This window comes from Paenibacillus shunpengii, from assembly GCF_042684905.1.
Taxonomy (GTDB): domain Bacteria; phylum Bacillota; class Bacilli; order Paenibacillales; family Paenibacillaceae; genus Paenibacillus; species Paenibacillus shunpengii.
In genome coordinates this window covers 1288274-1303754 of the sequence record NZ_JBHUMJ010000002.1, presented here as the reverse complement: position 1 = coordinate 1303754, position 15481 = coordinate 1288274, and the positions used below count along the sequence as shown (strand labels likewise).

The following is a 15481-nucleotide window of genomic DNA, read 5'->3' as shown; positions in this document are numbered from 1 at the left end:
GTACCTCTACTTCCATATTATTATATCATCCATAACAATTCTTATATTTTAAAAATATAATTCATATTATATGATTGAATTATTCTTATACAAGAGGTGAGTTCACTTGATTAGTACGAAGCTTCCTAAAATGTTCTACGGCGGAGACTACAATCCTGAGCAATGGGATCAGGCTACACATCAAGAAGATCTGCGCATGTTCAAGCTCGCAGGTATCGATATTGCGACAATTAACGTTTTTTCCTGGGCCAAGAATCAGCCTGACGAGATCACATATAATTTTGGATGGCTCGATGAGCTGATCGACAGTCTTTATGAAAGCGGTGTCTATGTATGTCTTGCCACGAGCACAGGCGCTCATCCCGCATGGATGGCAACGAAATACCCAGACATACTTCGGGTAGATAAGGATGGACGTAAACGCAAATTTGGGGGTCGCCATAACTCCTGCCCGAACAGTCCGACTTACCGGCTCTACTCCGAGCGTATTGCGGACAAGCTGGCAGAACGTTACAAGGATCATCCTGCGGTTCTCGTATGGCATGTGTCGAACGAATATGGGGGCGACTGCTACTGTGACAACTGTGAACGTGCATTCCGTGTCTGGCTGAAGGAGAAATATCAGACACTTGATCAGCTGAACACAGCCTGGAATACGGCATTCTGGGGACATACGTTCTATGACTGGGATGAAATCGTGCTGCCAAGCAACCTGAGCGAGGAATGGGGAGATCGTTCCACGAACTTCCAAGGCATCTCTCTGGATTACTCCAGATTCAATTCTGACAGCATGCTGAACTGCTACAAGCTGGAGTACAACGCAATTAAGAAGCATGTGCCTGAATCTGTTGTGACTACCAATCTGATGGGCTTCTTCAAGCAGCTGGATTACTTCAAGTGGGCCAAATACATGGACATTATTTCATGGGACAGCTATCCAAGCCTAACGACTCCGCCGAGCGAAACTGCCATGGCGAATGATCTGATGCGCGGACTCAAGGACGGAATGCCGTTCATGCTGATGGAGCAAACGCCAAGCCAGCAGAACTGGCAGCCGTACAACTCGCTGAAGCGTCCGGGTGTCATGCGCCTGCAGAGCTATCAGACTGTTGCGCATGGCGCAGATACCGTCATGTTCTTCCAGCTCCGCAGATCCATCGGTGCCTGTGAGAAGTACCACGGCGCTGTTATTGAGCACGTCGGGCATGAGAATACACGCGTATTCCGTGAAGTAGCTCAGCTTGGTAAGGAGCTGCAGCGAATCGGAGACCGCCTCTTAGATTCGCGCGCAGATGCCAAAGCCGCCATTGTGTTCGATTGGGACAACTGGTGGGCGATTGAGAAATCGAGCGGTCCAACGATCGCTTTGAATTACGTGCAGCAGATTCACAAATATTACGCGTCCTTCTACAACCGCAATGTTCAGGTCGACATGGTAAGTGTGGATACAGATCTGAGTGCATATGACCTTGTTGTTGCTCCAGTTCTATACATGGTTAAGCCGGGATTCGCTGAGAAGCTGGAAGCCTTCGTGGAGAATGGAGGAACGTTCCTGACAACATTCTTCAGCGGAATTGTAAATGAGAATGATCTGGTCACGGTCGGCGGATATCCGGGAGAGCTGCGGAAAATGCTGGGCATTTGGGTCGAGGAGATTGATGCCCTGTTCCCGGATCAGAAGAATAAGATTGTGCTGAAAGATAAGTTCGGCAAGCTTCAAGGCAGCTACGAATGCGGAATGCTATGTGATCTCCTGCATACAGAAGGTGCTGAGGTGATCGCGGAATACGGCGAAGATTTCTACAAGGGAATGCCTGCAGTTACTAGGCATACGTTTGGCAAAGGCGAAGCGTATTACGTAGCAACCGATCCAGAACAAGGCTTCCTCGATGAACTGATTGAGAAGATTACAACGGATAAAGGAATTCAGCCTAACCTCTCAGCTCCATCAGGTGTTGAGGTCAGCCGCCGTGTTAAGGACGGCATCTCCTATCTGTTTGTGCTTAATCATAATACGGAGGCCGTATCCTATGATCTAGGCCAATTAAAGGCTGAGGACCTAATCAGTGGCAATCAGCTGAGAGGCACAGTATCTATTGAAGGACGAGACGTTCACATTCTGGAAGTCAAATAATCAGTAAGAAGCAATCGTTATCCCGTGTCCATTATGGATACGGGATATTTCTTCTTCCTATAAAATCGGGAAGGAAAATCAGAATGCAGTAAGGAATACATCTGGGAGCTGCAATATTTTCTATTTCTATAGCCTGCTATATGCAACCCATTCCTTAATTCAGATTTCCTAAGGAGTTGATTCTGTGATGAGAAAGTATCCTATGCTGGATATGTCTCACCCTATCGTACAGCAAGCAAGTGACTTTATTTTTAAGAACGCCCGTCTCTTGGATCGTCTCCGATTTGCACATCTTAGTGGACAGGGATCACCTGAAGCAGTTATGCAAGCATTAGCCGCATATCAGAACAAGGACGGAGGATTTGGTCATGCTCTTGAACCTGATATCCGCAGTCCGTACAGCCAGCCCCAGGGAGCAGAATTTGCGCTGCATTTGATGGACGAAACAGAGATTTTTCCGGAGAGTTTAATGACAGGACTAGGACAATTCCTTGAACGACATTCGAATCCTCATACAGGGGGATGGCCCTACGCCTTCCGCAGCATAAACGAGCATCCTCATACTCCTTGGTGGACTACGGAATCGGATGATACGGCTTCCATTAATCCTACCGGCTCGATCGCAGCCCTCCTGCTGAAATCAAGAGACTGGCATCCTTTTCTCAAAGAGAAATGGTTGAACCGAGCTATTCAATATACATGGGATACTGTAGAGAGTGCCGATCTAACAGGATTCCACAACTGCATCCACGCTGTTCACTTTCTCGAACAGCAGACAGATGATCCCCGTGCTGCAGCGCTGAAAGCCAGAGTAGATCAGCACTTATCGAAGCCGGGTGTCATTGAACTTGATCCTAGGGCTGGAGGGTATGTGCAAAAAGTGCTCGACTGGGCACCGGAATCAACCAGTTATGCCGTCCAGTTCGTCCCTGAGCAGATCCTCTCACTCCATCTAGATCATCTCATCTCTGAACAACAGGATGATGGCGGGTGGCCGATCTCATGGGAACCACTGAGCTCAGCAGCCGAGAACGAATGGCGGGGCCATCTCACGATCGAGCGGCTGAAGACACTCTCGAGCTACGGCCGAATATAACAAAGAAATAAGCTTCCGGCAGCTCAGAACCAGCCGGAAGCTTATTTTGGCGAATCTAACGATGTGCTACAAGATTACGCCGTCCTTAAATATGGCAATTTCACGGAAACCATGCTGTTCACTGTTCGTCTCTGCACGACCTGATGCAATATCCACGAGCTGGCTTAACAGCTGAACGGCTGCATCCTCCATGCTGATCCCTTCGAGCAGCTGCCCTGCATTATAATCAATCCAGTGCTTCTTCCTGCGAGCCAGGTCGGAATTGGTTGCGATCTTCACCGTAGGTACAGGTCCGCCAAACGGCGTCCCTCTGCCTGTCGTGAATAAAACGATGTGCGCACCCGCTGCGGATAGTGCCGTAACGGAGACCAGGTCGTTACCAGGAGCTTCGACAATATTCAGCCCTGGCTTGGTCGTCCTGTTCCCGTAAGACAGAATATCCACCACTTCTGAGCGCCCGCCTTTTTGAGTACAACCAAGTGATTTCTCCTCCAGAGTAGTAATACCTCCTGCTTTATTACCTGGAGATGGATTCTCATAAATGTTCTGACCGTGGTTTACAAAATACTGCTTGAACCCATTGATCAGCTTAACAAGTTCATCATATACCCCTTGGTTAGCAGCACGGTTCATCAGGATGGTTTCAGCTCCGAACATCTCAGGAACCTCTGTTAGAATAGCCGTGCCTCCTGCTGCTACAAGCAGATCAGATACGACACCAACGAGTGGATTGGCCGTAATACCGGAGAAGCCATCCGAGCCACCGCATTTGAGACCGATCTTCAGCTTGTATAACGGCAGCGGCTCACGACGTACATGCTCAGCCTGCTCCACCAGCTCCTCAATCAATCTCATCCCTTCGCTCAGCTCATCATCCGTTTCCTGTGCTTTGAGAAAACGCACTTTATGATGATACTCCGCAGGGATAAACGACTTGAAATCATCGACCTGATTGTTCTCACAGCCTAGACCAATAACGAGCACGCCTCCAGCATTCGGGTGTACAACGAGTGAAGCAAGAAGCTGCTGTGTATACTTCAAGTCATCGCCAAGCTGTGAGCAGCCAAAAGGATGAGGAAAATGATATACCCCGTCAACACGTCCCTTGAATTCGCCTTCTCCCATCCGGGCCAATGCTTCACATACCTTGTTGATGCAGCCGACCGTATTGATGATCCAGATCTCATTCCGAATTCCGGCCTCGCCGTTCGGGCGCAGATAATCGTCGAAGGTCAGGAGATGAGCGGGCGGTACGGGAAGAGCTTCTGGCTCGGTTTTGTCGTATTCATATTCGAGGAGTCCAGATAGACCGGTTGCGAGATTATGTGTATGAATCCAGCAGCCCGGCAAGATTTGTTCTTTGGCAACGCCGATAGAATAGCCGTATTTGAGCACATTCTCCCCTGCCAGGATCTGCCGGGCAGCGATTTTGTGTCCCTTCGGAATATCTTCCGTCAAAGTAATGGTTGAGGAAGAATTCCGTTCAATCACTTCTCCCTTTTTATAATCACGAAGAGCAATAATTACATCATCGTTCTCCCGAATGATGGTGAAGTCCTGTGTTCGATGAATGGTGCTCATACCTCTTCCCCTTCCCATTCTCTAATCAATTCACATACAGTCTCAGTAAGTCCAGGCAGTAAGGATAAATCCTGTCCCCAGATCGTCTCCTCTGCCAGGATCTGAGTAATCACACGATCAAGAGATTTGCCCTGACCCAGCTCTGCCCAATGTCTCTCCAATCGTTCAAGATGTGCTTCATTGTCTTTAAGCAGAACGGACTCACCGCTATAGGTTACCGTCATGAATCCTTCCTCAGTCTTCACCGTCCGATACAATCGAAGCAGAGCAGCAAAGCCTGTCACAATCCGTTTGGGAAGCTCTCCGTTCTTACGGTAGTAATCCAGCATTGTTGGCATCAATCGAACTTTAAATTTACTCAAGCTGCCCAGCATAATGTCCTGCAGTCGATGATCAATGTATGGATTCATAAACCGCTCAAACACTTCACCCGCATAAACATGCAGCTCCTCCTGCGGAAGATCCAGCGCTTGTGTGACCTCCTCATAAACAGCTGTGCGCACCCAATCCCCAAGGTGGCTGTCCTCCATCGTTTCCCGAACGAAGCGCTTACCCTGCAATATACCGAGCGGTGTCATGAGCGTATGAGCACCATTTAGAATACGGACTTTTCTAAGCTGATATGGCTTCAAATCATCAGTGAAATGCACATTAAGTCCTGCCTGTGCGAGCGGAAGCTTGTCGGCAAGCGAACTGTCTCCTTGGATTGCCCACAAATGATAAGGCTCTGCACTGTTAATCAGTGAATCCTTATACCCTAACCGCTCTTCAATATCCCTGATTTCGGACTTAGAGGGTGCACCTGTTACGATACGGTCAACCAGATTGTTCAGAAATTGATTGCTGCTCTTGACCCATTCGCGAAACTCCTCCGAATATCCAAAATCTTCACTATGCATTAAAACGTAGGATTTCAATAAATCACCGTTGCCTTCAACCAGCTCGCACGGAAGATGAATTAATCCTTTTCCGGTGTCTCCTTGAAAATGTTGAAAGCGATGATGCAGGAACACGGTTAGTTTCCCGGGAAATGAATTCACTGGCGTACCCTCATGGTACTCCGACTTCTCATACACGAGTCCCGCTTCCGTCGTGTTGGATACAACAATATCCAGCTCGGGTCCTTCAGCCACAGCCAGGAATTCATTCCATTCCTCATAAGGATCAATCATATGTGACAGCACAGGAATAATGGCTTCCCGCTCTACCACTGCTCCGTTCTCAATGCCTCGGGTCAGCAGCGTATATAAACCATCCTGCTCTCTGATGTTCAGCAGCTTGTGACGACCCGATCTTCTTGGCTGTGTTACGGCGACACTACCTGTAAACAACCCTTGTATAGCGCTTTCATAAATCATCCAGTCAAAAAATCCCCTCAAGAAATTTCCTTCGCCGATCTGAAGCACCTTCACCGGCATTTCTTGAAATTTAGCCAGCTTCGCGCTGTCGGTTACACCTTCCAGCTTCCGTCCCAGTCTAGGGAGATCATTGCTTACCGCCATGGTTCACTTCTCCTCTAATCAATGACATATTGTTTCCTGATACTGATCATTGTATCATCAATATAAAGAAGTAAAATTGCTGATTTTGATAAATATATACTCAAATTTGATATTAACGGAAAATGAGGCGATTCCCTATGCGTAACTCACTGAACGCACCTGTTGATACTCGTATACCTGCGGATATCGAGCTGCCCTTCCGAATGCTCTACCATGAGACCAAGCCTTACGAGCACGAGCTTCCCGACCACCTCCATGATTGGCATGAAATGATCTGTGTTCATCAAGGACGGGGTAAAATATTTATCGATCATATGAGCCTCGATATGGGGCCAGGTGATCTGATTATTATTCCAGGTAACACCATTCATCGAATTTTTCCTGATCCGGATAATCTTCTAACCTCCACCGCCTTCTATATCAGCCCTGCCTTGTTTCACGGTATGGGAAATGAAGCAGCCTCAACTCTGCTGCTATTTGAGAGGCACCGCCAATCCAAAATCTATAAGCGGCAATTCAGCAGGCTGGAGCTAGACGATGTAAGTCAAATCATCGATCACATCTATAACGAAATGAACAGCCGCAAGTCCATGCGATCGTACTCCACGCTCCTTCACTTACAGCTTCTGCTCATCTACTTAACCCGGCTCAGCTCCGTCACAGATCAAGCACCAGCGATAATGTCCGGCCCTGAATGGCTTACTCAATCTTTATCCATTATAGAGCATAAGCTGCGTGACAAGGTCTCGCTTGCCCATTTGGCTAAGGAGGCTTCGGTGTCGCCCGCTCATTTCAGCCGCGTATTTAAGCAATTTACGGGAATGACGCCGACAGACTACATCTGTGCAAGACGGATTATCCTGTCCAAGGAACAGCTGATGCATAGCGATCAGACGATGGCCGTTATTGCCGAGAGCTGCGGGTTTGACAGTCTTCCTCACTTTTACCGCATGTTTAAGAAACATACGGGGATGACGCCGGCGAACTATCGAAAAAGTATACGGAAGTAGCTACGACGCCGATCCAACCAACTCGTACCTTTGCGAGAGGAAGCCGTTTATGGAAAGAAAAAGCCCGGAGGAAGTGAAATTCCACTTCTCCGGACTTTTTATCAGAACTGCCCACGCAATCAACTATTTGTATATACGCAGCCTATTCAGGCAGTAAGTATCCTTTTTCTACTGCCTGCTCAAGCAGGCTTGCTGCATAGTCAGCAAGTACAGGAGAGGCTTCTGCTATGACTGCGACACGTGCTTTTACTGCGCTGACGGATACCTGATGTGCTCTCCACGCTTTTCCTTCCGTATAGAAGTTATGCAGCACCGGATGAAGACGATCCATAGCCGCAGCATATTTGGCTTCATTCGTCAGCCCTTCTTCAAATTCAAGCCACAGATTCATCCACTCGCTTGCTTGCTCGTCCGGAAGTAATCCAAAGATCCGCTTGGCCGCCGCTACCTCTCTATCCCATTTATCCTCATAGCCTTTGACATCATACGCAAAGGTATCTCCTGCATCGATCTCAACCAGATCATGAATCAGCAGCATATGAACTACTCTCTTCAGATCCAGTTGATCATCAATCGCATGTTCTTTCAAGAGTAGAGCCATGACAGCGATATGCCAGGTATGCTCCGCATCATTCTCCCGCCGTGAGCCGTTCATCAGATACGACTGGCGAAGCACATGCTTAAGCTCATCAATCTCGCGAATAAATTCAATTTGTTTGGCAACTCGTTCTATACTCACTGTTACATTCTCCTTATCCTGCTCATCAATTCATATTTCATCTATGTCCTGCTCTTAAGCATACCACTCCGGGTTTATTGAAGCCAAGTTCTGAGCACATGGATAAGGTTGTCTGCTGGATTATAGCCTCTCATCATCAAACTGCTGTGGTATAATTATGTTATAAAAATGGCTGTTGCATTAGAGCTGAAATACTGAGGGGTTTGATCGTGGCTAAACATCATCGTAATGTTGGTATTTTCGCGCATGTCGACGCAGGTAAAACGACGACGACTGAGCAAATACTGTATCAAAGCGGAGTTATCCGTGCGCTGGGCAGTGTAAATGAAGGAACAGCATTCACCGATTCGCTGGACATTGAGAAACAAAGAGGAATATCTGTCAAGGCTGCAGCGACCTCTTTTGTATGGAAGGATTGTACGGTAAATTTAGTAGATACGCCTGGGCATATTGACTTTATATCTGAGGTGGAACGCAGTCTTCGGGTTATGGATGGAGCCATCCTGATCATATCCGCTGCCGACGGGGTACAAGCACAGACGGAAACCATTTGGAAAGCACTTCGCAAACTACATATTCCTACTATCATTTATGTGAACAAAATGGATCGGCCAGCTATTTCTCTCACGGATATCATGGACAATATAACTTCACTCTTATCACCAGCGGCCTTGCCTGTTCAGCAGGTTCAGTTCGATCATGAGGTGCTGCGTGAGGCGGTATCCATTTTCACTGAAGATGGAATCGACGCTCGTGAGGAACATAACATCATTGCTGAATGGCTGGCTGATCAGGATGAGGAATTTCTGGAACGATTCATTGAGGGTGAGGAAATTCCACCAGATGAGCTCCAGGAGCGAATCGCGGCCGAAGTAAGGCATGGGAATGCTTTTCCTGTCTGTTTTGGCTCGTCTCAAAAAGGAATTGGAATTCGAGAATTAATGGAAGCCATCATCGATTATCTGCCTGGACCAGCTGGCAATGCGGATGGCCCTCTCTCGGGTGTCGTCTTCAAAGTAGAACGGGACAAATCAATGGGAAGAGCCGTCTATATTCGACTCTATCATGGGAAATTACATACTCGGGATACCGTCACCATTATGAACCGGGGCTTGGAGGAGAAAGTAACTCAAATCCGCAAACTCGAAGGAAGAAAAGCGATTGACCTCGGCCAATTTGAGGCAGGGGACATTGCTGCGGTTTACGGCCTTCATGAAGCTCAGATCGGAGACATCATCGGGAGTGAGTCATACGTTCCTCCACTGCCAGGAATGGCCGTCCCGCTGCTCACCGTTCAAGTACACTGCAAGGACACTGCACAGTATCCTTCCCTCATCGCAGCCCTTCAGGAATTATCAGATGAGGACCCGCTGCTTGGCCTGACATGGCTCAAGGATGAACGGGAGCTTCATCTGAAAGTAATGGGATCCATTCAACTCGAGATCCTGGAGAGCATTTTGCTGAGCAGATTCGGGCTTGCTGTTACTTTTGATCCACCATCTGTTATCTATAAAGAAACGCCAGCAGCTGAAGGAGAAGGCTTCATCGCCTATACCATGCCTAAGCCTTGCTGGGCTGTACTTCGGTTTGCCATTCGGCCTCTTCCTCGTGGCAGTGGTCTTGTCTATCGCTCAGAGGTTCGTTATGACCATCTATTGGAGCGCTATCAGAATGAAGTGGCACGCCGTGTGCCAGAAGCGCTGGAGCAAGGATTGTCTGGCTGGGAAGTAACAGATCTTGAGGTCGTACTGACATATGGAGAGCATCATGTGTGGCACACGCATCCGCTCGATTTTGTAGTCGCAACTCCCATGGGCATTATGGATGGATTAGATCAAGTGAGAACGACGTTGCTTGAGCCGATGCAGCATTTTCGAATTACCGTGCCGGAAGAGAACGGCGGTAAAGTGCTTAGTGAACTTGTTCATATGCGGGCCGTATTTGAAGCACCTTATATCGCACACGGACGATGCACCGTAGAAGGGATTATTCCGGTAGCCACATCCCTGAATTATCCGGTTCAGCTTCGTTCAGAGACGAAAGGCAGCGGAATCATGACGACGAGCTACGCGGGATATCAGGCATGCCCCGAAGGCATCATTGCCACTCGTAAAAGACGGGGGGTTGATCCACGGGATCAGTCACGTTACATCCTTGCGGTTCGCAATGCCATCAGTTCGTCATAACAGTAGATTAGATAGAAATTATACGGAGGAGATTTATGAGCAAAATCTTAGGTTTTGGACTTCTGCTTTACCTTTTCGGCAATCCTTTCGTTGCTATTATCGTATTGCTGCTCATCATTTACTTTCTAGACCGCAGATTTGTCGGTGTGTTCCCAAGCCTGACCAAGCCGTATAAACGAATGCGGAATATATCCAAAAACCGCCAGCAAATCGCGATGAACCCAAATGATGTGACGGCAAAGCTTGATCTTGCGAGACTACTCATTGAACGCAAAAAGTTTAAAGAGGGGAATGAACTGCTGCGATCCATTGAAGGAGCCTATGAGCATTCGGCTGAATATTGGGATGCACTAGGGACGACGGAACTTCACCTTGGACAGCTTGAATCTGGAGAACAAAATATTCTCAGAGCGCTTGAGATCAACCCAAGAGTAAAATACGGGCAGCCTTATCTGCGGCTTGCCTCTGCTTACAGAGACAAAGAACACAGCAAGGCCCTTCGCTATGTAGAACAATTCCAGGAAATCTCTTCTTCTTCCAGCGAATCGTATTACTACCTTGGCCTGGTCTATCGTGCACTGGGACAGCCGGCTGAAGCCAAGGAGGCCTTCAATCAGTCAATTCAGGTCTATCGATCTCTGCCGAAGTACAAGAAGCGCCAAGAACGGCGCTGGGCGGTGCGCAGCCTATTCCGCAAAATGATGAACTAATTTATTGCACTTCACTAGTAAATGTTCTATACCAATTACAATCAGCTGTACTCCAGAATTGTGGAATACAGCTTTTTTCTTGTCTATTTCGATGGATTCAAAATGCTTGCCAGTTGATCTCTATTCTTGTCCATCCATTTCATTCGTGCATACAGTTCCTCCAATTGCCGCTCCACTACAGCATATGAGTCTATGCCCTTTCTCCACCTGGATATGAAGTGCATTACAACATCAAGCCGGCGAAGCAGAATCAGCAGCGGTATTACCGCTCTCTCGTCCTCTCCTAACTCAATCACCGAAGTGAAGCCAGATATGAGTGCAATACAATTCTCCCACATCTCCTCTTCCTCATGACCCAGCATATCCGATAATGGAACAGCCAGCTCCATGACTCTCGCATCAAGCGTCGCAAACTCAAAATCCAGAATGGCATAAATTTGACCTTGATCATTCTCCAGCACATTAGAAGCATTAAGATCACCGTGAACGATTTGATGCGGCAGCTGATCGATGAAACGAAGGGCTTCAAATAGCTGAGCAACTGACTCTGCCATCTCCTTCATCTGATGAGCTTGATGCTGAAAGACCGGATCAGGCTGATTGAGAAAAGAGAGCAGATATGCAGGCGGGCATTCCGGATACGAAATATCAAGCCTATAATAAGGCGGGTATACGGGAGTATGGGTCAATTCTACACGCGATAAGGCAGCAGAGAGCTGACCCGCCTGTAGACCGAGCTGTTCATACTGCTGAGGTGCTGTAAGCTCTGGATTCCGGCCTTCTTTATATCGAAATAGAGCCGCTATTTTACCATTACAATAAGTAATTGTGTTCCCTTGCGGTGTATGTACTAATTCAGGAATTTCAAATCTTCTCTCTATTCGTGATAGAGAATCAAGCACCGCATGCTCATACAGAACCTTGTCTTGATCCTGATGTGATTCATACAGCCTGAGCACATACTCTTGGTTCCTGATTCCTAATCGATAGGATGAATTATTCATTCCACCACGAAGTCGGGTAATGCTTGGCTCTGCTGCTGCTTCATGATCGGGTCCAGCGAAATAGCTGCTCCATATGTCCTGAAGGATATGAAGTTCATCATCCTGTTTAGGCTTGTCCATACTCATACATCACTCTCTCCTTATGTTCAGGCACTTCCTGTTGGGAGGAACACAAGCTGCAATACCTGTGCTCCCCTTTACTCCTATTACTTCCTTCGAACACTTATATTTCCTATCGATGCTAAAGGATCATAACCCAGTCTAGCAAGCTGATCATCAATGACACGGTAGCCCTTGCTGCTTGGATGCACTTGATCAATAAACAGCAGCTCGCGCTCTCTCCCCTGAAAAGCTTGTAATAACGGAGCTGTGGCAATATTCTTGCTCGTAAAGCCTATCAAAAATTCATTATACTGCCTCACAAATTGATATGCTGCTTCACTTCGCGGCAAAGGATTATATAGTCCGATTAGACGAATAAAGTAGGGGTGTGATTTCTTCTTGAGCTGTCGAATCTGAGAAATAATTTCTGACACATGCTTCTCACAAGACTCAAGCGTTTCAATCAGCACTGGGGATAGCAAATTCCCTCTAGCTGAACGCGCTGCCCGAATCAGATCGTTACCGCCTATCGAAATCGTAATCACATCGGCCTCTTTAATTAAATAGCGCAAGTGCTCATCATATTTTACCATGGACAACAGTCCTCGTGAGGTTAATCCATTCACTCCTCTATTACTGACAAGCACCATGCTGCCTAAATGATATTCTAGTTTTTTTCGGTAGAGAGGTACAAATCCGCTGCCAAACAATGCACCGATTCCAACGGTGAGTGAATCTCCAAGGGCTAAATATCGGTACACCATATGATTTCCCTCCTTTTATTTTGCTGCTGATCTATTCTAGCTTATGGAGGAATTCAGACTTTTGGCACGGCAAGTTGTCCTTGAGAAGGCTTCCTTCTCACAAAAAAACACATACGAACGAATCGAATAAAGGCTCCGAAACGTTCAGCATGTGTTCTCTTAATATGAAATGAATTCTTATGAATATAAAGCTTAAATGAAATAAGCAGCAATACTTCCGACCAGCATGCCCCCGATAAAATAGACGCCGCTCTGAGGAAATTTTACCTTGCGTAATTCAGCATACACAACGGCAAGAAAGAGCACGAACATAATGAGCTTCAGCCACAAAACTAAAAAAGGAACCGCTAGACCAAGCAATAAACCTATGATTCTGTACACTGCTGTTGACAATATACTCTGCTCCTCGCTTGTGAGTTATCCTTCAAACACTGCTAATGCTTCCTTGTCTGTGAATAGGCTTATTCCTCTTCCTCTGTTTCAAAGACACAGCGGAAGTGTTCAACCCCAGGATACTTCTCTCCCAGGCTGTAAACGACAAAGCCCACATTGCGATAAAAATCAACCGCTTCTTCGTCGGTTTCCGCCATAACCGTCTCAGGCTGAAGACTGCTGATCATTTCTGAGATAATTCCGCGGCCATATCCTTTTTCCCGATTCTCGGGAAGTACAGCCAAATGCTTAATCATCACTTTACTCCCATCCTGCTCAAGTCCGATGAGTGCAACGAGCTGTCCTTCATCTTCTAGTCCGAGCAGCTGCGCGGAATCATTATCTTTATACATCGCAAGTGCTGCTTGAATATGAGATTCTTCTGGGAGTGTCGAATATCCGATCAGCTCCTCTACGATGGCATCATGTATACGATCTTTAATAGAAACTAACAAAATGAAATCCTCCCTGTCCTAATATCCTTAACTATACGTACTTTAGGACTTTTGGCGTTAGATTTCAAGTTTATTGATATTATACGGCTGCCCAAGCCTATTCATCATAGAGTCAGTTGTTATTCTGCCCACTGCTTCATAGGCCATCATGACAGCACCAATATCACTTGGGAGCCTCTGTTCAACGTATACGAACTCAGGATCCGTCTCATTTTTTATTCCGCTGCCGCTCTTCAATTGTGCAAGTACGGCCTTCTTCATATAGGGTGAAGTAATGCAGCTTCCGCTGAATGACACAAGAATTTCAAATGCGCGGAACGTAGCACCGATCAGCCGGATGCCGACGGCTGTTTGTCTAGCTGCCTCGTTGCATATGTTGACAGCCAGCGGGATACCGGTGTCAGCGGCTTCTGTAATGAGATGTGCCATATCCCCGAGCATCCGGTTCTGGCTGCGTTTGTCCACTCCATATCCGCGGAGAGCCAGCTCAGCCAGCTCCTGTGTTGATGAGCATCCTAAGTGCTGAAGCATTAGGCCGACTAAAGGCAGGTCAGCTTCTTCATAATAGCCGGAGATAATCGCATACACCGTTTCATAGGTTATGAATCGGGCTGCGACACGGGCGTAATGGGCAAAGTCATCATTTCGCACCATTCTGCCTTCTTCATTTATACCGAAAATAAGGGATCCTGTTCCTCCAATCGCTACAATTCCCGGACGTCCTAAAAAAATGGATCGATGGGCAGCCAGCGTATCATTAACCACCTGACCATGAGTGGAGATTCCTAGCTCATGAAGAACCTCCATTGCCCACTTCTCGTCTCCAGGCTGATCTATCCCAGCGAGTGCGGCCGTAATCGAAGCGACATGTTCCAGCTGTCTTCCTGCTGCACTTAAGGCATCAAGAATACCGGTGCGAAGATGCTCTTCCGCCTGTATATTGTGCAGGCGATTCGTACCGCCTTTGCGCACCTGAGCCAGAATCTGTCCTGTAAAGTCGGCAACCGTGACTCTTGTATAGCTTCCTCCTCCGTCAATTCCGATCACGATGTTATCTCTATTGTTCATGAATTATCTCCTTATAAGTAAGCTGATCATTCTCGCTTTGCGCTTGCCAGGAGGGGAGCAGCCAGCTCAGTTCCTCAGCCGTATCCTGAATGAACTGCTCCACACGTTCCACATCCATGAATCGAAGGGTACGGGGCTTGACGGGTTCTTCCAGCTTCCTTAATATCTCAAACCTATAATCATCGACTTCCTCCATGGTAACGAGGGCTCCCATTGACAACGCAGGAGCGACCTCCAGCGCCTCCAGTAAATCCTTGGTTTCCGGATGTATATCCATAAGTATGTATTCCAGCTGCAGTACATCGCGCTGGTATAAGCTCTGAAACGATCTAATCTGACTGTACCAGCGGTAAACAATGAATCGCTGTACGTAATTCTCTATCCCTTTGTATACCGTTTCTGCCCACCTCACATCTGCATACAAGTGCGCCGCATATCCCAATAAATATTCATTGTATTCTTCTCCCAAGCTTCGGTCTGCATGAGCCGCATGGAACAGCTGAATATCTCTTACTCTGGGCAGCACACCTTCAGATGGACAGGAATGACTCGCCCACTTCATCTGTTCATTCGCGCCCTGTCGAACTCGAAAAGCGTTGGGTGCGATACTGCCAAGTACAAAAGACGGTGAGGGCCGCCCTTGCTTTACCAGATGGGCAATCGTTAAATGAACCATTGGCCAAGGCATAATAATTCCC

The 15481-nt window shown here is 47.3% G+C and carries 14 protein-coding genes; 5 read left to right on the top strand and 9 right to left on the bottom strand.

Annotated elements, in window-relative coordinates:
• Window positions 1-106 precede the first annotated feature (106 nt).
• On the top strand, window positions 107-2134 hold the full coding sequence (locus tag ACFSVM_RS06180) for a beta-galactosidase (RefSeq protein WP_379260922.1): 2028 nt from the start codon (window positions 107-109) through the stop codon (window positions 2132-2134).
• 187 nt (window positions 2135-2321) lie between these two features.
• Window positions 2322-3230, top strand: coding sequence for a hypothetical protein (locus ACFSVM_RS06175; RefSeq protein ID WP_379260920.1), 909 nt, complete (start codon window positions 2322-2324; stop codon window positions 3228-3230).
• A gap of 66 nt (window positions 3231-3296) precedes the next feature.
• Here ACFSVM_RS06175 and ACFSVM_RS06170 read toward each other — a convergent pair whose 3' ends face one another.
• Both ACFSVM_RS06170 and ACFSVM_RS06165 read right to left on the bottom strand, forming a co-directional pair.
• Entirely contained in the window at window positions 3297-4811 is a 1515-nt protein-coding gene (locus tag ACFSVM_RS06170) for a UxaA family hydrolase (protein ID WP_379260918.1), read from the bottom strand.
• Window positions 4808-6313 carry a tagaturonate reductase gene (locus ACFSVM_RS06165; protein ID WP_379260916.1) on the bottom strand — a complete coding sequence of 502 codons (1506 nt, stop codon included), beginning with the start codon at window positions 6311-6313 and terminating at the stop codon, window positions 4808-4810. Before ACFSVM_RS06165 ends, ACFSVM_RS06170 begins: the two co-directional genes overlap by 4 nt.
• A gap of 137 nt (window positions 6314-6450) precedes the next feature.
• On the opposite strand from ACFSVM_RS06165, the gene ACFSVM_RS06160 reads away from it, so the two are divergent.
• Window positions 6451-7323 (top strand): helix-turn-helix transcriptional regulator, encoded by an 873-nt coding sequence (locus ACFSVM_RS06160; RefSeq protein WP_076311268.1) that lies wholly within the window; start codon window positions 6451-6453, stop codon window positions 7321-7323.
• Window positions 7324-7465: 142 nt separating this feature from the next.
• Here the strand turns inward: ACFSVM_RS06160 and ACFSVM_RS06155 are convergent, their stop codons facing one another.
• The gene (locus ACFSVM_RS06155) at window positions 7466-8062 is read right to left on the bottom strand and encodes an HD domain-containing protein (protein WP_379260913.1); all 597 of its coding nucleotides are present in this window, start codon (window positions 8060-8062) and stop codon (window positions 7466-7468) included.
• 209 nt (window positions 8063-8271) lie between these two features.
• On the opposite strand from ACFSVM_RS06155, the gene ACFSVM_RS06150 reads away from it, so the two are divergent.
• Together ACFSVM_RS06150 and ACFSVM_RS06145 are read left to right on the top strand one after the other, a co-directional pair.
• Window positions 8272-10248 carry a GTP-binding protein gene (locus ACFSVM_RS06150; protein WP_379260911.1) on the top strand — a complete coding sequence of 659 codons (1977 nt, stop codon included), beginning with the start codon at window positions 8272-8274 and terminating at the stop codon, window positions 10246-10248.
• A gap of 35 nt (window positions 10249-10283) precedes the next feature.
• The gene (locus tag ACFSVM_RS06145; RefSeq protein WP_076311270.1) at window positions 10284-10958 is read left to right on the top strand and encodes a tetratricopeptide repeat protein; all 675 of its coding nucleotides are present in this window, start codon (window positions 10284-10286) and stop codon (window positions 10956-10958) included.
• Between the two features lie 83 nt (window positions 10959-11041).
• Here ACFSVM_RS06145 and ACFSVM_RS06140 read toward each other — a convergent pair whose 3' ends face one another.
• From ACFSVM_RS06140 to ACFSVM_RS06115, 6 genes are all read right to left on the bottom strand, one after another.
• Complete coding sequence (locus ACFSVM_RS06140; RefSeq protein ID WP_090723026.1) at window positions 11042-12088, bottom strand: phosphotransferase; 1047 nt, start codon at window positions 12086-12088, stop codon at window positions 11042-11044.
• Between the two features lie 80 nt (window positions 12089-12168).
• The gene (locus ACFSVM_RS06135) at window positions 12169-12828 is read right to left on the bottom strand and encodes a GDSL-type esterase/lipase family protein (protein WP_379260908.1); all 660 of its coding nucleotides are present in this window, start codon (window positions 12826-12828) and stop codon (window positions 12169-12171) included.
• 192 nt (window positions 12829-13020) lie between these two features.
• The gene (locus ACFSVM_RS06130) at window positions 13021-13221 is read right to left on the bottom strand and encodes a hypothetical protein (RefSeq protein ID WP_076311273.1); all 201 of its coding nucleotides are present in this window, start codon (window positions 13219-13221) and stop codon (window positions 13021-13023) included.
• A 68-nt stretch (window positions 13222-13289) separates the two neighbouring features.
• Complete coding sequence (locus ACFSVM_RS06125) at window positions 13290-13715, bottom strand: GNAT family N-acetyltransferase (protein ID WP_379260906.1); 426 nt, start codon at window positions 13713-13715, stop codon at window positions 13290-13292.
• Window positions 13716-13772: 57 nt separating this feature from the next.
• Window positions 13773-14783, bottom strand: coding sequence for a BadF/BadG/BcrA/BcrD ATPase family protein (locus ACFSVM_RS06120; RefSeq protein ID WP_379260903.1), 1011 nt, complete (start codon window positions 14781-14783; stop codon window positions 13773-13775).
• Window positions 14773-15471: a zinc dependent phospholipase C family protein gene (locus ACFSVM_RS06115; protein ID WP_076311276.1), complete on the bottom strand. Its 699-nt coding sequence runs from the start codon at window positions 15469-15471 to the stop codon at window positions 14773-14775. The genes ACFSVM_RS06120 and ACFSVM_RS06115 overlap by 11 nt, the downstream gene beginning before the upstream one ends.
• Between the last annotated feature and the right edge of the window lie 10 nt (window positions 15472-15481).